Below are 18,914 nucleotides of genomic sequence, written 5' to 3' on the forward strand. Positions count from 1 at the left end.
GCTATTTATATACACTTTCAATAGGTGGAAGCACTTTTTGCGGCGGCGTGTACCGGATACCCAGCAACGCGGCGATGGTGGCGGCGACTTGTCCCTGGTAGAGCTGTTCGGGACGGGAAACCTCACCTAAGGGCGCGGAATCGGGTCCCATGGCGGCGATCCAAATATTGCCGGAACCGGCTATCTTGTCTCCATGATCCGTCCACTCCTTTGTCCCGGCTCCACCACGCCCATGATCGCAGAAGGCGATCAGCGTGGTCTTGCCCCGGTATTGCGGCATCGACTGCACGGTAGCCCAAAAGTCTGCGATCATCGCGTCTTCCGCGTGCACTACGCTGATATACTGGTCGTATGACCCCATGTGTGCATAGGCATCGGTCTCCCCAAGGGCGACATATAATATCCGTGGATGATGGCTTAGGAGATACTCCCGGGCGGCAAAATACGTCAGGAGATCGGGCCGTTCGCCGGTAGGCTCCGCCGTGAGCCTTTCCATCCGGTTGAGTAGCGGAGACTCGGTCGTATCTGTGTCCGAGTTGACATACAACCCGTTTCGCCATTTGTCGAGGATATAGGGGAAGAGGTCGGACGTTGAAAATACAGCGACCTTCCCCTTGAACGCCGGATGGCTATCGATCACCTCCAGCACATTGGTATTCTTGTCTATGACCAGGGCGTTCGATTTGATTGCAGAATCGGGATTACCCGTGATGACCTCACTAAAACCGGCATAGGTGATCTTGTAGGGATTGGCAACGTCAACGTCGTTGCCCAGGTTGCGGTTGCCATAGAGCTGACCGCGCAGGGCTATGGTATCCCAGAAGAACGGCATCAGTCGCCTGCGTCTTTCCGCCGGCGATGTCGCCCAATAGTCCTTTCGCATTTGTTTCCGTTCCTGGGTAAAGGCGCGGTCCTCCATCAACACCGAGTCGACACCACCGAATATCTCCTGCCAGCGCATGCCATCCATAGCAAAAAGAATGATATTTTCTGTTTTTTGCGCTCTCCCGGGTATAACCAGCAGGCAGAAAACCGCCAAGTAGAAAAGCTTTTTAGTCATAATTTGATGAATATTTTTTTTCTATACAGCCACCAGGCTGGAATGTAATTGACTCCGACGAACAATACCGCATAGAGCAGGCTGGCAAGCCGCGGATCGGCGCCGGCCCGGAACAGACCGCTCACGAACCAATCGTTGAGCGGCCGGCCAGCGAAGGACGTCTCATAGAAAAGTATCGCCCATACATCGGCTAGGAAATAAATAGCAATGGCGTTGGCGCCGAAAACGATACCCGGCTTTGTCCAGGCAGTCCTTCCTCTGATATCGACCAGGAAATAGAAGGCACCCAGCAGCAACGATGCAAAACCGGAAGTCACGAGGACAAAGCTGCTGGTCCAAAGGTTTTCGTTCACCGGGAAGACCAGTCCCCAGAGATAACCGGCGATGGCCGTAAACGTCCCTGCCGTCATAAGGTAGTTGACCTTCTCGCCGGCGGGTATATCGGTGAGCAGCAGCCGGCCCGCGAGCATCCCCGTAATACAGGAGCAGAGTGCAGTGATGGTGCTGAGGATGCTTTCCGGGTCCCACGACCCTCGCCACATCGTTCCGGGCAAGAAACGGCTGTCGAACCAGGCCACCAGGTTGACCCCGGGTTCGAGCATGACCCTGCCCTGCCCCGGGGTGGGGATACAGGTCAGCGCCAGCCAGTACATGACGAGCAAAACGCCGGCGATCCATGCCTGTTGCTTCCAGTTGCTGTTCAGGTACAGGAAGGCCGATAGGAAAAAGACGATGGAAATACGCTGAAGGGTGCCCGTCCAGCGGATATGGTGGACATCGAATGCCGGCATGAGGTTGAGGATCATTCCTACCGCATAGATCTTCAGCGCACGGAAGAATATCTTCCGGTACAATTCGCCGCGGCCTATACCGGCTCCCAACCGCTTTGAATAGGCAAGGGTAATAGAAACGCCAACGAAAAACAGGAAATACGGAGCCACCTGGTCGGTAAGGGATAAACCATTCCACTCGGTGTGGCGCAGGGTGAAATAAACGGCGTTCTCGCTGCCGGGATAGTTTACGAGGATCATCGCCGCAATGGTGAAACCCCGAAGCGCGTCGAGCGATAAAAGGCGTTTTGTCATCGTCATGGGTTGTTATTTTGGCTAAGCCATCGCTCCATCCAATAAGGCAGCAACCAGATGTCGCCGGCGCTGTATTCGAGTTCGCCCTTTCCGCCGCCATCCAGCCGGAAACGGTTTTCGTTGTGGCGCGAGACCGGCAGCTCATCTGGGGGCAACACCTCCCGGGTAGTCTGCTCCCGAAAATTCGGCGGGAGGAATTCAAGGTCGCGCCGCCCGCTGTTGACGACCTTCCAGTCCCTGAGATCCAGGGGATATCGTTGAAGATACCAGGCCGCCGAGTCTATATCCCTCCCCGCCATAATATCCCAAAGTCCCTCTTTTTCGGGTCGTTCCATCTTCCAGTGATCCAGGATCGCCCCACGGAATGCCGCCCGCAGGCTGTCATTCAAGGCGTAGCGGTAAAGCCCCCAGTAGCCGAGGAAATACATTTCATCATCGGAATGATTCCAGTGATCGGACACCATGCGGTCGAGGGCGCTGGCGTCGGCTGGAGCAGGCCCGATCTCCGCGCAAGGCCGCAGGGTATTTTCGAGGTATCCGTACCGGTAAAGCAATTCCAAAGCTTTCTCTTTGTATATGGGCTTACCCGTAAAATGATAGGCCGTTTGGAGCATCGAGACGATATTGGAAGATTCGAGTTTCCGGTCGCCTACGACCTTGGCATGTGCGTTGACATATTCGGGATTCCAATGCCCCCATGTGGTGGGCTGTCCATTCCAGTCTACGAGACAGAAGTCATGATCCACGATATGCTGCATCAGCGCATCCATCAGGTGAATGGCTTTTTGTTTTATCTCCGTGTCGTCGACGAGCTCTGCCAGAACGGCATAGGCGAAAATATGGCCGATCGCTTCATCGCTGCTCGTCGTCGACTTCCAGTCCCACGCTGTGTCCGGTGCGGTCCGCCAGGGACTGGACGCTGCGCGGTGGTCGCTGACCTCATAGCCATGCCTTTCGAAAGAGCGGGAAGGAAATCCTTGCAGTCCATTTATGGTAAAAAGCCGTTCCATGGCGTTCAGGGATTCGCGGCAATTCTCCAGGGCCTCTGTGGACCTGGTGGCTGCATAACGGAAACCCTCCGCCGCCAGGTACATTGATGTCCAAAGTCCGTCGTTGTCCGAATCTTCAAGGCTTCCCGTCGCAGGATCACCGCCGCGGATACCCGAAAGGCTTGCATTGAATCCGTAGCGGATATGCCGTTGCCGGACCTGCCGCTCGTAATAGGAGGCCTTCTGCTCCAGCGTCATGTCATCAAAATGGAGAACGCTTAGTCCCGTACGGCTAAGCAACAGGATGGAATTACCGGGACCCGTTGCTATATCCGCGATGCTGTCGTCGCATAGCCATCGACGTGAGGAATAGTAATCGAAACGGCCGTCGGCCTTCAGACAAAAGGCGCCCTTTACCGAACCGAACCATAACCGGCCGTCAATAGCTTCTACGGTCGTTAGATCCGTACACGGTAACTTGTCGTGAATGACGCCGCCCTGCCAGTAGCCTTCGTGGGTCCCGATCACCACCCCGTCGTCTGTAAAGGTGAAACAGGTAAAGCCGTCGCCGGTAAATTTCCTGGTCGCGCTCCGATCCGCCGGATTGAATTCCCAAAGGGCGTGTCGGTCCAGCAACCAGAAACGACGGCGTCCTGGCTCGTATCGAAGCGCGATAGGCGCCTCGGTAACCTTCCATTCGTATACCAGTTTCCCCCCGTCAAAGTATCGGATGTCGTGTTCGCCGGCGACCAACAGCGTTGCCTGCGACCCGGAACAAAATAACCGGGCGCCGGTGATGCCATGCGGGACGGGGTAAGCGCCTGCCCAGGCATTGCTCCGCACCGCCTGGTCGTCCAGGTATACGAATTGGCCGTCCGTGAGTTCCATATCCTTAATGTCTTTGTCCGCAAGAGGCCGGTAGGAAAGATCCCTCACCAGTTTACCCGGGTACAACGGCTGGCCGCCGGACGGTGTCAGCAGGCCTTCGGAGGAAAGTACCTTGATTACGCCATTCCTGTCGCAGCGCACCTTCCAAAAGTCTGTGCTGTCCAAGGGATATTGTACGGAAAAGGCCTGCAAAAAAGCTGCATCGGTAAAAGCAGTGGCGCCGGGTTCGCCCGCGGCCGAACCAGGCTCACCCGCGGCCCGGGCAATAAGCCTGGCCACCGGTTCCACGACCTGAAGCTCGCACCGTCCACCCTGCTGCCTGGCGAGACGCACCACTTGCATGGCCTCGCCCGTGTCCATTTTCCCCCCGGCCTCGATACAGGATACTGCCTCCAGCCCCACCGAGGCGAGCGACGCCAGGTGGGCCGAAAGCGAGGCGGCTTCCTCTAATACGGGTGACCCACGCAATATCCGGCGGAAAGCCGTGTCATTGTCTCTCCAAATCGTAAGTTGCCGCTTGATAACAGCGGCGTTCCCACCTTGCAAAAATTCATCCACCTGTTTCGTAAAAGCCCGCGGCAGCGGTTGATCCGGCGCCGCGACATCGGCCAGCTTGGTAAGCGGAGAAAATACGGTATACATAGTATCTCCCTCATTACGATCATAGATCTTGAGCGGTTCGAGGACGTCCACCAGGGTCTGAAGGGGTTGAATATCGTCTCCGCCGGACAATTGACGCAACAGCGGCTCCCTATAACTCTTATGCCGTAGTCCCAACGCCTCCAGTTCCCGGCTGACGTCATCGAGCCGGCGATACATATCGTCGACGTCGCGTACCGAAGCGGGCGACCAAAGCCGCTCCGCGATAGCCGCCGTCCTCGGCCAGATGCGGCTATCCATGGTTGTAGGGTTGACAAGCTCGCCCCACATGGTCGCCTCGCCCCCGAGCACCAGGCGGCGCTCAGCCTGGCTGAGCCGCACGCTGTCGGGCAGGGGGTCGTTGAGGTAGTGATAGGAGGCCGGTTGGATCAAATCGATGTAATATCCATAACTCAAAATGGCGGGATGCCCCTCATGAACCGCCGCATAAAAGCTGTCGCTGCCCCGCCAGGATTGGATCACCGCCTGGGCCGGCAAACCCGGCTGCAGTATCTCGTCCCAGCCCACCATCGTCTTGCCCATCTGTTGGAATATAGGCGTCAGGCGCCTGTTGAACCAGGTCTGCACATCCATATAGCTTTTCATCCTATGCGATGTCATAAAGGCACGGATGTGGGGGCTGCTTTGCCAGTCTTTACCCGTATTCTCATCGCCGCCGATATGAAAATAGCGGTCCGGAAAAAGGCCGGCCATCTCGGTAAAGAGCGCGGACAGGAATGAATAGACCTGGTCATTGGTCGGATCCAGCACTGGATCGTAGACCCCGAAATAGCGCTGTAGCCGGTAATCCCGCTGGATGCTGGCGTATAGAGGATAGGCCGTAAGGATGGCCGTTGTGTGGGCGGGTACGACGAACTCCGGTACGATACGGATACCCCGCTGAGTTGCATAACGCACCAAACCCCGGATCTGCTCTTGCGTATAGTATTGTCCGTCGGAGGCCAACTGCTGCAGCCGCGGAAAACGTTTCGATTCCACGCGGAATCCCTGGTCGTTGCAAAGATGCAGGTGCAGCACGTTCAGCTTGACGGCCGCCATGCCATCGATCGTCCTTTCTATTTCCTCCACGGGCTCGAAATGCAGCGCGACATCGAGTAACAACCCGCGCCACGCAAATCGCGGCTGGTCCCGGATGGATACGCCAGGGAAAAAGTAACCCGTCCCGTCGGCGGAGACAAGCTGCAGGAGCGTTTCCAACGCGTGGAGGACGCCGAGATCGGTAGGCGCGTCAACGACGACCTGCTTAGCGTCCACGCGGAGGGTATACCGCTCGTCTTCGCCCAAACCCAGCCGTCCCGGCCTTCCGACGCGGAGGACCAGGGTGGCGGTACTATCGCGGTCACGGGGCGTAATATTTGCCGTAGGATAAAGGAAGATCCCCGTCTTCCCACCCAGCCGCCGGACGAACCGGCTGGCCTCTGCAAAGAGACGGGGATCGGGGTTCCCCAAGATGCCTATCCTGAAATTCCCATCGATCCAAACTTTATTGTCATTGGTCGTCAGGGAGGAAGGTATCGGCATCAGGTGGAACTCTTGGGCGGCTGCCAGGTGCGCCGCATGAAGCAAAACCGCTAAGGTCAAAAATTTTACCATGGTTGGTTCGTACCTTCGATGAGCCAGAACTTCGACCACGAACTATTCGCGCCGTCTGGACCAATATAAGGCGTCGTTTGCAGGTTGTTGATAGCCCCCTGGGCATTCGTGATGTTGTTTTGCAGCTCACTGTTTGGATAGGTAAACCGTACCGGGATCTCTGCCCGCTCGGAGGCCCAGCCTACCGTAAGAGAGGGATAACCGGTCCTGCGCCAATCCATATACGCCTCATTGCACGCCTGCCAGGCAGCAATCCACTTCTGCTGGATAATTTGCGCCAGCGTCCCGTTAAAGGCCACGGAAGGTTGAGCAATATAGGCGTTGTAATTTTTCACGCAGCCGTAATAATTGTTGACGTCGTTCTGGTAGGTGGTGAATACCTGCCAGGTGGCGAAGGAGGCCTGGATACCATTATAATACCAGGTAGCGGCCGATCCGTTCACGTTCCAGCCTTTGAGGGCTGCCTCCGCGAGGTCGAAGCAGATCTCACTGTAGGACGCCAGACGCTGTGCAAGCAGGGAACCCTTCGGGTTGTCATAAATGTCGCGGCGCAGGTAGGAAACGTAGTTGTTGATGGAGGTAGCTTGTTGCCCGGAAAGGTTCAGGTTGTACTGAAAATCCGGGTATCCGCTATAGCTCGGCGGGATGCCGACATACACCGAAGAAGTATCATACAAATTCTTGACGGTAGTGCCGGTAGCGCCGTAAGGCCGGTCCTGTGCGTAAGTCGCCAGGTTGTACTGTTTATAATTCGCGGCCGCGGCAGCAGCCGGATTGATGTAACGGATATTGTTCACTGTATTGACAAGGGTCGTGTTGTCGCCAGGCACAAATTGGGAAGCACTTACTTCGGATGGCGTCACAATTGGTTCCCCCATGATGACGATCCGGGGGTCCTGCAGGGACTTGAGCGTCATGGTCAGCGTACCGCAGAGCTTATTCCGGTTAAACTCGGAGGCGCTGTTGTACACCGAGCAAAATTGATAGCTGGATGCCTTGTCCACGCCCGGGAAGGGCATCGTGCAGTCATCGGCCGTACCTTGGAAGACGCTATCCGCTACAGCTTCTACACCGGCCTGCACGTTCATCTTGGCGGAAAGCCGCAGGTAATAGCGGAGGAGCAGGGAGTAAGCGAATTTTTTCCATTTTGTGGGATCGCCGCCGTAGTATACATCCGAAGACTGCGTGGCTGCGGTGATTTCGGGATGATCCGCCGTAGTGCCGTAAAAAAACGGGATGGCGGACTTGAGGTCGGCGATCACCCGGGTATAGATGCTCTGCTGGTTGTCGAAGGTGGGGAAATTGTACACGCCGCCCTGGTCCCCGCTCAATGCCATGGAGTCAGGCGCATCCCCCCAAAAATCCGCGATATTGCCAAAATTGAATGCCCGCATGACAAGAGCCACACCCTGGTGGAAATCCCATTTGGAGGCCTGTGCCTGCTGCAGCAGGAGCTTGTTGTTGTTCAGCGTATAATAATTGCCGCTCCAGTCGAATGTGCCCGGGTCCCATTGGTCGTCGGTTAGGTCGTAATCATAGGCGTCGTGATAAAGTTGCTGCATGGTTCCGGAAAGGACCCCCGAACCCAGGTCCCCATACCAGGTTGCCGTATTCGTGAGCACACCCGCCATCAGGTAGTCCGACGAGGCTCCGGAAGGCGTGAGGCTATTGGGATTGGTATTTAGTGTGGAAAATTTCTGGCAGGAGGTCATCGCGATGAGGCCGGCCAAAATGATATATGTATGTTTTCGTTTCATTTTTTTTGTTTGAAGCGGTTAGAACCGAACATTCAGCTTGACGCCCACAGGAATCGTCCAGGGCCGGATGTTATAATACTCGATACCCTGTTTAAACTGGGAACCGTTGCCTTGGGGTGACTGACTGAGGTCGAAGGCCTGCTCCGGGTCGACGTTTATCTTAGCCTTCGTCCAGAGGATGAGGTTGCGCGTATAGACACCGAAGCTTATTCCCTGGAGACGAAGCGCGTTAGACCAACTGGCGGGCAGTTGCGTAGAAAGCGTAAGGTCCCTCAGCTTGATATAGGAGGCACTGAACATATCCATGCGGGCGAAGGACCAGTACCCGTTGGTGGTGGCATCTTCATAGTCGTCATAAACGGTCGTGTTGGGATCGCCGAGGTTTTCAATGTAACCGCCGCTGCCGTCGCTGCGCACACCGGGATAGAAGGCAGCGTCATAGATGGGATAGCCGGGGATGGCGGTACTGTTCGGCCCGCTGGGGTCGTTGTACAATCCCCCCTGGGCCTTGGTGGGACCTCCCACCATGTGTACCTGTGTAAAGCCGGAAGGCAGTATATATTTACCCGGATTGGTCTTGAGGTAAGCGGGAATGTTATTGGCGTACGCAGACGGGATGGGTATGCCCATATTCTCCTGCTGCCGCAGGTTGGCGTTGCTTCCCTGGTACCGGTACGTCTTGGAGTAGAATATGCCCCCGAAACGCGAGTCGATATTGGCAGAAAGTGTAAACCGTTTGTAGCGTACCGAGGTCTGGAAGCCCAACAACAGTTTGGGGTTGAAATTGCCGGCCACTACCTTATGCTGGAAGTCGCCGCCATTCAATTTCTGTGGAGTCCCGGATGAATTCAGCAAAGGGTAGCCGTAATAGGCCGAGGTCGGATCGGTGACCGTAGCGATCTGGTTATCCCAAAGCTGGCCGATCTTGCCATCGCTGATGACCTGGTGACCCTTGCTGTCGTATTGGTTGGGTATCGGCTGGCCTTTGGCATAGGTCCACGAACCGGTGGGTCCGTCCTGCCAGAAGGAAAAATAAGGCACCCCGTTGGCAAGAGAAATGATATAGGCATTGTTTTTTGTCCAGTTGAAGTTGACGTCCCAGTTCCAGTTCTTGTTAGAGATGATCGTACCGCCCAGCGACAATTCGATACCCTGGCTGCGGACCAGGCCGGCATTGATCTGGCGGCCGCCATAACCGCTCGACGGCGGAGTGCTGATACCCAGGATTTGGTTCTTGTTGTCACTCCGGTACACCGTACCGCTGAAACGCAGGCGGCTCTTGAATAAAGCAAGGTCGATCCCCCCCTCGCTGGAAACCGCCAGCTCGGGTTTCAAATTAGGGTTTAGCAGCGTAGTGGAGAGCGATTCGGTCGTAGTTCCCCCGAAGCTGCCAATACCTACTACCCCGTACAGGTTATAAGGGTCCGTGTCCTTGCCGACGCTGGCCCAGCCAAACCTGGCTTTTGCCAGGCTGATGCAGGGCGCCATGTGGAATATCCGGTTCAACAGCAGGCTTAGCGAGGCGGAGGGATAGAAATACGAATTCGATCCCGGGGGCAGGGTGCTCGACCAGTCATTACGGCCCGTCAGGTCCAGGTAAGCCATATCGTCGTAACCCAACGAGGCGGTAGCGTAGGCGCTGTACACGGCTTTTTTATAATAGGCCGAGTTGTAGCGGATATTGGCCTGCGCGATATTCGATACGTTGAACAGCTCGGGAGCGATGATGCCCGTTCCCGGCGCGGAATATACCTGGTTGTTCGAGTTGTACTGATAAAGGAGGTTACCGCCCGCGGAAGCGGAGATGTCCAGCTTGGTCAAAAAACGCTTCTTGTAGGTTACGAGGAAATCGGTATTGCTTTCGGAATTGAAGATGTTGTCGAGTCCATAGTAACCGTTGAGCTCACTGTCATAGCTCTTGGAAATTTTGGTTTCCCTGTTGTCATAGAACAGGTCTTGCGAATAACGCAGGAAGGCGCTGACGTGCGACGAAAAATCGACACTGGCCTTGACGTTCCCCAAAAGATGGTTACGCACATAGCCGTTCTTTACCTGGTTGACGACAAACCAGGGGTTGTCATTGACGTTGTTGCCGTAAGCCGTTTCGGGCGCCGGGCTCTGGTCGACGCCGACGGGAGGCAGCGGTTTCATTTGCTGGATACCCGGCGTCAGCCAGTAATTCTTTATCTGGCGGACATCGATGCTCGCCGGCAGGGTTATCACGTCCGTCAAGGCGCTGTTCTCATTACCGCCCAGTACGTTATTGGAAGCGGAACGGGCATAATTGATGGAACTGGACAGTTTGACGCCGGGTGACATTTTATGTTCGACGTTCAGCGACAGGTTGTTGCGGTTCATCCCACCGGTGGGAATAATGTCCTGGTTGACGAGGTTGGTAAACGAGAAGCGATAGTTGTCCTTATCCGTCGCATTCTCGACGGAGACGGTATTGGTCGCCGTCAGACCGTCCTGTACGAAATTCTTGAGGTTGGGGTGGGATACCAGCGGGAGCGGTTTGTAGGTCCCATCCGATTGTAAGGGACTGTTCCATTGAATGGCGTTGATCCCCTGGTTGAGCGGGGTCCCGAAATAGTAGGTGTCCCAGCTCGGAACATCGACGATGACGCCCTTCCAGCTATTGTAGCCGTTGGCCACCGTATAGGGGTCCGTTCCCATGGAATAGTCCTGTATGGTCGGGAAGACTTTGTAGGGCGCCGCCAGTTCCTCGTTCGAGCTGAAGCTCATGCCCAGACCCCTGGCTTTTTTTCCGGATTTGGTGGTGATGAGCACCACGCCGTTACCGGCGCGGGAACCGTACAATGCCGCTGCGCTGGGTCCTTTCAGGATCGAAACGCTCTCGATGTCATTGGGGTTGATATCGGAGATGACATTGCCGTAATCGGCGTCATTGCCGCTACCGTTATTTACGCCGACATTGTTCATGGAATTCTGCAGGGGTACCCCGTCGACGACAAAGAGGGGTTGGTTGTCGCTGTTCAACGACCGGATACCGCGAATAACCACACTGACAGAGGCGGTCGGAGCAGAACTGGTGCTGGCGATCGCCACGCCGGAAACCCGGCCTGCCATGGATTCCTCCCAGTTGTTTTGCGGCACATGGTTCAGGTCCTCCCCCGAGACTTGTCCTACGTCATAACCGAGGGACCGTTTGCTACGGGTGATACCCAGGGCCGTCACCACTACCCCCGACATCGTATTTCCGTTGGTGGGTTGTAAGGTCACCTTGACGAAGTTCTTTCCATTCAACGCCAACTCGGTGTTGTTATACCCCACATAGGAGACGACGAGTACGGCATTACGCCCGGAAACAGACAAGGAGAAATTCCCGTTCTTGTCCGATGTGGTGCCCCCTTGTGCCCCCTTTTCCGAAATGCTGGCGCCGTCCAGTGGCCCACCCGCGTCCACGACACTACCCTTAACCGTTATCCTTCCCGCCGGTGCCTCCTGTCCATACGAGGGGCCGACCAGCAGCAGGAAGAAGGCCGTAAGCAGGTGCAGCCTTAGAAGTAATTTGAAAAACGTAATCATGTTATGCTCGAATTTGATGAAGCGAAAAGGACGGCAGGGGCAATAAGGAACCGCACATGGACCTATGTTCATGCAAAAGGATTCCCTCGCGGGCTTTCGCCCACTTTGCCGGGGAGTAGATCAAGGTATGGATGGATTACAGTAACACCGGCTTCTCTTTTCCGTCGTAAGCCGCAAGTTCAGGACTGCCGGGGGTTAGTTCCGTTATTATATAGTCTATGTTTTCGATGTCCGTAATTTTCAACTTGCGCACCGTTCCGAATTTCTCGGCTATGCTCACCAGTGCGACTTTCTTGGCCGAACGGATCATCGCCTTGTTTACCTGGACGACCTCCCAATCCGAATCCGTTATCCCGTCTTCGACCGATATGCCGTTGGCGCCGATGACGCATAGGTCCGGCTTGATGTTCGAGAGTTCATTGATGACGCTGGCCCCGGTATGAATATTGGAGTTCTTGGCCAACCGGCCGCCGATAACGATGACCTCCAATTTCTCGTGATACGCCAGGGTGAGCGCGACTTGTGGACTTACAGTGAAAACGGTCGCCTCCAGGTCGTCCGGGATCCGTTTCGCGATTTCCATGATCGTCGTCCCCCCCTCCATAAGGATGAGCATGCCGTTGCGGAAAAGCCGCAACGTTTTGTCGGCGATGACCTGTTTCGCTTCCAGGGCATAGACCTGGGTCTCCCCGTTGAAGGGATAGTGAAAGGTCCGGCCCATGGCTCCGCCATATACCTTGACAATCAGACCCTGGTCGGCCAATTCATTCAAGTCTCTTCTTATAGTATCTTCACTTACAATAAGTTGGTCTCTTAAATCTGTCGAAAGCACCTTATTATGAAGATTGATCTCCTTTAAAATGAACTTATGTCTTTCTTCTTTTAGCACCGTTCGTGATTTTTATTTTCTTCAACCAAAGTTAGGAAGAAATTGCGGCTCTTTGCGTAACTTCATCTTCAAATCCAGAAAAGAAACGCAAACTTAACATTGAACCATGCAAAAGATCACCGAGCAAACACCGGTTCACAGACACCTTGAAAAGAAAAGCATCCACGAAATTACCTGGTTGATCAATAGAGAAAATGCCGCCGTGGCAGGCGCCATCGAAACAGCGCTGCCGCAGCTCAACCTGCTCATAGAGGCCATTGTTCGCAAGATGGAAGATGGCGGAAGGATGTTTTACCTGGGCGCGGGGAGCGGAGGGAGGTTAGCGGTTTTGGATGCCATCGAGCTCCCTACCACTTACGGCATCCCTAAAGGAAAAGTTCTCCCTATCCTTGCCGGAGGCATGGACAGGCTCATCGAGGCGCGGGAGGAAATGGAAGACGATGTACAGGAAGGATGGAGCCAGTTAACCTGCGAGCATGTATCGGGCAAAGATATTGTCGTAGGGATATCCGCCAGCGGAACGACCCCCTTCGTCCTCGGCGGCCTGGAGGCCTGCCGCAAAAATGGCATTACCACCGGGTGTATCGTCAGCAACCCTGGGTCGCCGATTGCCGCCGCTGTCGATTGGCCCGTGGAAGCGATCACCGGTCCGGAGTTCATCGCGGGAAGTACGAGGATGAAATGCGGCACGGCGCAAAAAATGCTCCTGGACATGATCAGCACCACCGTAATGATCAAGTTGGGGCGGGTGGAAGACAACCGCATGGTCAACGTCCAGCTTATTAATGATAAGATAACAGACCGCGCGGTCAGGATGCTTATGGAGATGGCTCCGCTAGACAACTACGATGCGGCAAAGAGACTCCTGCTCCAACACGGAAGTGTACGGAGCGCGATAGATAGTTTGAAATGACATATTTTTACTTATGCAATCTCAACGCAACAGGTCTATCCTGATCCTGGGTCTGCTGTTCTTTATATTCGGATTCATCACCTGGCTGGGTTCCGTCCTCATACCCTACCTCCGGATCGCCTGCCAGCTGAATAATTTTGCCTCCTATCTTGTCGCATTTTCTTTTTATATAGCGTATATGCTGATGGCATTACCAGCCGCAGGCGTTCTTCGGATGACCGGCTACCGGCGGGGGATGGCTCTGGGCCTGCTGATCATGGCCGTTGGCAGTTGTCTTTTTATCCCCGCCGCTTTTTTGCGGTCCTACCCTTTGTTTCTGACGGGTCTTTTTATACAAGGTTCGGGACTCGCCTTGCTCCAGACCGCATCCAACCCTTACGTAGCCATCATCGGCCCGTTGGAAACCGCTGCCAGGCGTATCGGGATCATGGGCGTATGCAACGGAATAGCAGGCGTCGTGGCGCCCCTGATCCTGGGTGCAGTGGTCCTCAAGGATGCCGACTCCCTGAAGGTCGCCATCGCCCGTTCGTCGCCGGCAGTTCGAACACAGTTGTTGCAGCACTTGGCAAACCGCGTAGTGATGCCCTATGGGCTGATTCTTTTAGCGTTGTTGGCGATTTCACTGCTGGTGTATTTTTCACGGTTGCCGGAGCCCGGGGTTGGCCCTTCTGACGAGCCTGCGGAAGGGGTCATTTCCGAAAGGGCCAGCATATTCCAGTACCCGTATTTATTGCTTGGGGCTTTTACACTATTCTTATATGTGGGCGTGGAGGTGATCTCCGGCGACACCATTATCAGTTATGGCTCTTCGCAAGGCATTCCTCTGGCCTCAGCCCGTTTTTTCACGAGCGCGACGCTGTCCTGTATGCTGCTGGGTTATCTCCTAGGCATAGTCCTAATACCGAAATACCTTTCTCAAACAAGCGTGTTAAAGTTTTCGGGACTGCTGGGCATCGCCCTTGTATGCCTGGCGCTCTCCACCCGAGGTTACCTGTCCGTGGCCTTTATCGCGCTGTTGGGCCTCGCCAATGCCATGGTCTGGCCTTCCATCTGGCCGCTGGCTATACGCGGACTCGGGAAATTCACGCCTTTGGGTGCGTCCCTGCTGATCGTCGCCGTGGGGGGCGGCGCGTTCCTGCCGCTTGCTTACGGCCGGCTTGCCGACGTCGTTTCTCCGCACCTGGCGTACCTGCTGCTCCTTCCCTGTTATGCGTGCATCTGGTATTATGCAACGGCAGGCCATAAAATCGGATTGGCTATATGATGCTCATTGCAGACAGCGGCTCCACAAAAACCAATTGGAGCATCATCGGGGAAGACGGAATCCCCCGGTTCTTCGACACAGAGGGCTATAACCCGTATTTTCAGAATAGTAAAGCGATTGCCTCCTCGCTTTCCGGCAGCCTGCCGGCGGACTTGGATAGGCGTGCTGTGGGCGGCATCCATTTTTACGGCGCGGGTTGTTTCGAAGACAAAGCAGACATCGTTGCCGCCGCGCTTCGTGAACTTTTTCCTGCGGCGAAAATCTTCGTGGGCCTCGACCTTTTCGGCTCCGCGAGAGCCCTGCTCGGTAATGGCCCGGGCTTCATAGCCATCCTTGGAACGGGAGCCAATACCGGCCTTTACGACGGGACCCGAATAACCGCCAACATCGATTCACTGGGTTACCTGCTCGGCGATGAAGGTAGCGGCTATTATATAGGAAAGAAATTGCTCGGCGACTTTATCCGCGGTTATATGCCTGCGCCGGTGGCCGGGGAACTCGCCTCCACCTATAGCGTCACGCGCGAGTCCATCATGACAAGACTCTACAGCGGCCCTTCGCCCAATCGTTATTGTGCCGGCTTCGTTCCCTTTCTCGAAAATAGCCAGGCCGATGTGGACTACACCCGGGGCCTTGTCGCCTCTGCCTTCGCGGATTTCTTCAAATGCCTCGTGTGTAAATATGCCGATTATAAACGCTATAGCTTCAACTGCACCGGCTCGGTAGCCTATGCCTTTCGCGATATCCTGGCGGATACTGCGGCGCGTTATCAGATGCCGTGGGGGACTGTGCTCAAAGCCCCCATACAGGGGCTTGTAGGCTACCATGGGGGGCTTTACATCAAACTTTTTTAATGAGTCTGTGATCACCTAGACATAATCACTCGTAATAGAGGTCTTATACCCATAACTTTTTTGCAGTTCATATATCAGTTCATTGTGGTGTGCTTCCGTTGTTTCAACCGTAATGGAATTTTGGGAAGAGCTGACCAGCCGTCCGTGGAATCTTTCGCACAAGGCGACAATCTCTCTGCCTTCATGGGCCATCCAGCCACGGTTCTCCTCATCTTCTTCTTCCTCAATAGTAACTTGGACCCTAGCCGTGCCATCCAGTCGGTAGTTATGACGGACGGAATTAGGCAGGTCAATATAACCGCCGCTGGTTCTACCCACATGTTCGGTGCCTAGCGGATTAGAGGGAGTAACAGTATAGCCGATGGATGTAGCCATCTGGTCAAGGTTCATGCCGACCCTTACGCCTGTAGGTGTGAAAACTCCCGGTGTTGACTTGTCATAAATAGTGCTATTCCGGTAGGGGAAGTTGCCTTCTGAAATGCGAAGGGATCCGCCAGGTCGGAGTTTCTTTTTTGCGCTGGACATAGTGCCTGTCATAAGCCCGGTGTTGGATGCCAATGCCTTTTGATCCTTTACAGTCGTTCCGCCGTAATCACCTGTATGCGGAAACTCAAAATGCACTTCGTCATATTCGGTATCCGACATGGTGTCCGGATTAGTGGCATCCACCTTATCCTTTACCTGCACTCCCATGTGTTCCAGTTGTTGCCTGTTTGCATTGTAATTCGTCCCATATTTCCCTCCTGCTTGTTGCGCCGAATCGTAGGTAGTAACCGTCATTTTGGGATGACGGCCCTGGGAAACTTCGCCAGAATAAAAACTCGACGGCCTGCTTAAGTCACCGGAGCCGAGGTAATATCGGCTGGGAACGCGCTCTGATGTCCATTCACCGTTGTAAATATTATGCTGTGTGGCACTTACAAGCTGGTAGCCAGTGGGAGGCGCTTCATGGTCTTCATCGTTAACATAGAGTTTTTTGCTATGGTTATACATCTTCACCAATTGTACCACCTCGCGAGAGTTCGGCATCAACTGTAGCGGACGAACCGCCGGCATGGACTTCCCCTTGGAGCTATTGTTAGCAACAGCGCGACTGGCTATCGCGCCGGACCATGCACTGGAGAAATTGTGCGGCATAGAAAGCGTTTTGAGGGAATGATGCAGTCCTAATTTAATCAAAAGCCGGCACGGAAAGAATACTCCCTCTTTTTATTATTTCAAATATTCCACAGGGGACTTGGAGGATGTCGAATTCCTTCGACCCCCGAAGGCATTTGTGAAAAGGATTTGAAATTACTTTTTCAATAAGGCTGTGATTTTAGCCTTGAACTGTAAAGGACAGGCCTTTATAATTTTGTCCTTATCTCCATCGGCAATACTTCTCGGGGTAATCCACGCTTCGAGATCCCGTTTGTTCTCGTTTTGGTCGTAGTTGTGTCGGATCTTGCCGTCCTCGAAAAAGGTGTAGTCGTTTTCGAGGTCGCCTTTGGGTACCGATATAGTGACAATTTCCTTAGAGCCGTTCATAAAACAAATGTGATTTTATGCGAATATAACTTCGATAGGGCAAATATTGTAACATTTATTGGGCCCTGAGCAATCGATTGCGCGTTTTATCCAAGCCCCACCTGCGTTTCCGTAATACTAAAATAACTTTGTATGAAGCGCTATTGACAATACTTTTGAGCGCAATATTAAACCCACCATACTATCTGTGGAAGATAAAGAATTGGTCATAGGGCTACAACAGGGTGACAGAAGTGCGTTTGATGCCCTATACTATCGTTACTATCCAGGCGTGTATCGGAATATCTGCAAGCTGATACACAAATACGAGATCGCGGAAGATATCTTGCAGGAAGTTTTCCTGGCCTTATGGGACAACCGTTCTTCCATAGATCCCTCCCGTCCGGTTGCGGGCTGGCTGTTCGTGGTCAGTTACAATAAGTCCTTAAAGTGGCTGAAAGCAGATATACGGGAACACCATTTATACCGGAACTACCTGGCGATGGGTTCGTATGACGATGCGCCGGAACCGGAGGAAGATAACTTCCGGGCACAAATGGACCTGTTGAATTCCGTAATAGAAGAATTGCCCCACCGGAAGAAGCAGGCATTCAAGCTTTGCAAACTAGAGGGCAGGAGTTACGAAGAAGCGGGACAAATATTAGGCATCTCCTCCATCACCGTAAAGGAATACGTCAAAACATCGGCGCAATCCATACGGCAGTCCATCCTTTCCAAACAGGACTATTCTACCCTGGCAACCATGACCGGCCTCGCCGTCTTGGTAATATTTCCTTAACATTCAAGGCACCCCCCTTTTGCCCATCAGCGGGTATTTATACATGAAGCGATGGAAGAATTAGCACCCTTATTAGAAAAGTATTGGGCTGGAACGGCTACACAGGAAGAGGTTGGGAAACTGCTGGCCCTTTTGACGGAAAGGGAGGCGGACATACAGGCTTACCTGGAAAAGGAATGCACCGGCGATACGGATCTGTCACCTATGAAGGATAAGGCGGAAGGGGTTTTGCAAAAGATACATACACAGATAGATCAGCGGGAGTTGAGCAATGTTCCTGCGCCAAAGGTTATCCGGCCTTATTTCCGGGCGATGGCATGGGTGGCTGCCGTGGCGGTGGGCGTCATTTTATTTGTGCGCCTGGTGATGCACGAGGAACAAGGGACAGCACCTGCGCCGGTTAGCATAGTCGCGCGTAACGCGGAGGAAGGCGCAAGTTCCGGGCTGAAGCAGGTGGCCAATAACACCAGCTTGCCCAGGGAGCTCCGGATGGAAGACGGTTCGCAGGTGATCCTGTATCCTAAGAGTACCGTGACGTATAAGCAGCCTTTTGACCGGCTTGAACGAAATATCAATTTGCAGGGTAAGGCCCTTTTCAGGGTGACCGGTGATATAAAAAGGCCTTTTACCGTCATGGCGGCAGGCACGGCGACCACCGCATTGGGAACGGAGTTTATGGTGAGTGACCAGCCTGCCGGCAGCATGGTCAGTGTTCGATTAATACAAGGGAAAGTCGCCATCCGTGTGATCGGAACCTCCAATGAGGTCACCTATTTAAAGCCCGGGGAAGAATTTACCCTCGATCATGTGCTCAATAAGATCACGTTGATGATCCCCGGGAAAAAGGGTAGCAGGAACAGCAGGTTGGAAGAGGTGGACAAATTGAGTTTTTCAAAGGAACCGTTATCCAATGTTTTCAGGACGCTGGAAAAGTTTTACCATATAAAAATAAACTGTACGGCGAAGGTCGCAAACGGGCTTTTCTTTACAGGGGAATTTTACCCATCCGACTCACTTGACGCAGTGCTTGCTGCGATATGCAATACAAACGACCTGACTTTTGAAGAAACGCCAGGCGGGATAACGATCACTTCTCACAAGTAAAAGA

At 54.0% G+C, this 18,914-nt stretch carries 13 protein-coding genes; 5 read left to right on the forward strand and 8 right to left on the reverse strand.

Features of this window, described 5'->3' with window-relative positions; translation table 11 throughout:
* Nucleotide 1: 1 nt before the first annotated feature.
* From EDB95_RS18310 to EDB95_RS18335, 6 genes are all read right to left on the reverse strand, one after another.
* Nucleotides 2-1,060, reverse strand: coding sequence for a phosphoglyceromutase (locus EDB95_RS18310; protein ID WP_133995650.1), 1,059 nt, complete (start codon nucleotides 1,058-1,060; stop codon nucleotides 2-4).
* Nucleotides 1,057-2,151 (reverse strand): acyltransferase family protein, encoded by a 1,095-nt coding sequence (locus tag EDB95_RS18315; protein ID WP_133995652.1) that lies wholly within the window; start codon nucleotides 2,149-2,151, stop codon nucleotides 1,057-1,059. The genes EDB95_RS18310 and EDB95_RS18315 overlap by 4 nt, the downstream gene beginning before the upstream one ends.
* Nucleotides 2,148-6,263 (reverse strand): beta-N-acetylhexosaminidase, encoded by a 4,116-nt coding sequence (locus EDB95_RS18320; RefSeq protein ID WP_162852671.1) that lies wholly within the window; start codon nucleotides 6,261-6,263, stop codon nucleotides 2,148-2,150. Before EDB95_RS18320 ends, EDB95_RS18315 begins: the two co-directional genes overlap by 4 nt.
* Before the next feature lie 5 nt (nucleotides 6,264-6,268).
* Nucleotides 6,269-8,032 (reverse strand): SusD/RagB family nutrient-binding outer membrane lipoprotein, encoded by a 1,764-nt coding sequence (locus EDB95_RS18325; protein WP_133995656.1) that lies wholly within the window; start codon nucleotides 8,030-8,032, stop codon nucleotides 6,269-6,271.
* A gap of 18 nt (nucleotides 8,033-8,050) precedes the next feature.
* Nucleotides 8,051-11,581 carry a SusC/RagA family TonB-linked outer membrane protein gene (locus tag EDB95_RS18330; protein WP_162852672.1) on the reverse strand — a complete coding sequence of 1,177 codons (3,531 nt, stop codon included), beginning with the start codon at nucleotides 11,579-11,581 and terminating at the stop codon, nucleotides 8,051-8,053.
* A gap of 136 nt (nucleotides 11,582-11,717) precedes the next feature.
* Nucleotides 11,718-12,470 (reverse strand): DeoR/GlpR family DNA-binding transcription regulator, encoded by a 753-nt coding sequence (locus tag EDB95_RS18335; RefSeq protein WP_133995660.1) that lies wholly within the window; start codon nucleotides 12,468-12,470, stop codon nucleotides 11,718-11,720.
* 106 nt (nucleotides 12,471-12,576) lie between these two features.
* On the opposite strand from EDB95_RS18335, the gene EDB95_RS18340 reads away from it, so the two are divergent.
* Genes EDB95_RS18340 through EDB95_RS18350 form a run of 3 tightly spaced genes read left to right on the forward strand, consistent with a single transcriptional unit; the run spans nucleotide 12,577 to nucleotide 15,501 of the window.
* A complete protein-coding gene (locus EDB95_RS18340) occupies nucleotides 12,577-13,383 on the forward strand; it encodes an N-acetylmuramic acid 6-phosphate etherase (protein ID WP_133995662.1) in 807 nt (268 codons plus the stop codon).
* A gap of 13 nt (nucleotides 13,384-13,396) precedes the next feature.
* A complete protein-coding gene (locus EDB95_RS18345; protein WP_133995664.1) occupies nucleotides 13,397-14,647 on the forward strand; it encodes a sugar MFS transporter in 1,251 nt (416 codons plus the stop codon).
* Nucleotides 14,644-15,501, forward strand: a complete 858-nt coding sequence (locus EDB95_RS18350) for an N-acetylglucosamine kinase (protein ID WP_133995666.1) — start codon at nucleotides 14,644-14,646, stop codon at nucleotides 15,499-15,501. Before EDB95_RS18345 ends, EDB95_RS18350 begins: the two co-directional genes overlap by 4 nt.
* A 15-nt stretch (nucleotides 15,502-15,516) precedes the next feature.
* Here the strand turns inward: EDB95_RS18350 and EDB95_RS18355 are convergent, their stop codons facing one another.
* Together EDB95_RS18355 and EDB95_RS18360 are read right to left on the reverse strand one after the other, a co-directional pair.
* Nucleotides 15,517-16,638: a Rossmann-like fold-containing protein gene (locus EDB95_RS18355; RefSeq protein ID WP_133995668.1), complete on the reverse strand. Its 1,122-nt coding sequence runs from the start codon at nucleotides 16,636-16,638 to the stop codon at nucleotides 15,517-15,519.
* 156 nt (nucleotides 16,639-16,794) lie between these two features.
* Nucleotides 16,795-17,028 carry a hypothetical protein gene (locus EDB95_RS18360; protein ID WP_133995670.1) on the reverse strand — a complete coding sequence of 78 codons (234 nt, stop codon included), beginning with the start codon at nucleotides 17,026-17,028 and terminating at the stop codon, nucleotides 16,795-16,797.
* A gap of 187 nt (nucleotides 17,029-17,215) precedes the next feature.
* Between EDB95_RS18360 and EDB95_RS18365 the strand changes: the two genes are divergently transcribed.
* Entirely contained in the window at nucleotides 17,216-17,806 is a 591-nt protein-coding gene (locus EDB95_RS18365) for an RNA polymerase sigma factor (RefSeq protein WP_262710544.1), read from the forward strand.
* 51 nt (nucleotides 17,807-17,857) lie between these two features.
* On the forward strand, nucleotides 17,858-18,910 hold the full coding sequence (locus tag EDB95_RS18370) for a FecR family protein (protein WP_133995674.1): 1,053 nt from the start codon (nucleotides 17,858-17,860) through the stop codon (nucleotides 18,908-18,910).
* Nucleotides 18,911-18,914: the final 4 nt, after the last annotated feature.

The organism is Dinghuibacter silviterrae (assembly GCF_004366355.1).
GTDB lineage: Bacteria > Bacteroidota > Bacteroidia > Chitinophagales > Chitinophagaceae > Dinghuibacter > Dinghuibacter silviterrae.

What these genes read in the sequence shown, in the direction of transcription:
- EDB95_RS18340 (WP_133995662.1), top strand. Translation starts at nt 12,577, where the DNA reads ATGCAAAAGATCACCGAGCAAACACCGGTTCACAGACACCTTGAAAAG.
- EDB95_RS18315 (WP_133995652.1), bottom strand. Translation starts at nt 2,151, where the DNA reads ATGACGATGACAAAACGCCTTTTATCGCTCGACGCGCTTCGGGGTTTC.
- EDB95_RS18345 (WP_133995664.1), top strand. Translation starts at nt 13,397, where the DNA reads ATGCAATCTCAACGCAACAGGTCTATCCTGATCCTGGGTCTGCTGTTC.
- EDB95_RS18370 (WP_133995674.1), top strand. Translation starts at nt 17,858, where the DNA reads ATGGAAGAATTAGCACCCTTATTAGAAAAGTATTGGGCTGGAACGGCT.
- EDB95_RS18330 (WP_162852672.1), bottom strand. Translation starts at nt 11,581, where the DNA reads ATGATTACGTTTTTCAAATTACTTCTAAGGCTGCACCTGCTTACGGCC.
- EDB95_RS18310 (WP_133995650.1), bottom strand. Translation starts at nt 1,060, where the DNA reads ATGACTAAAAAGCTTTTCTACTTGGCGGTTTTCTGCCTGCTGGTTATA.
- EDB95_RS18360 (WP_133995670.1), bottom strand. Translation starts at nt 17,028, where the DNA reads ATGAACGGCTCTAAGGAAATTGTCACTATATCGGTACCCAAAGGCGAC.
- EDB95_RS18325 (WP_133995656.1), bottom strand. Translation starts at nt 8,032, where the DNA reads ATGAAACGAAAACATACATATATCATTTTGGCCGGCCTCATCGCGATG.
- EDB95_RS18350 (WP_133995666.1), top strand. Translation starts at nt 14,644, where the DNA reads ATGATGCTCATTGCAGACAGCGGCTCCACAAAAACCAATTGGAGCATC.
- EDB95_RS18355 (WP_133995668.1), bottom strand. Translation starts at nt 16,638, where the DNA reads ATGCCGCACAATTTCTCCAGTGCATGGTCCGGCGCGATAGCCAGTCGC.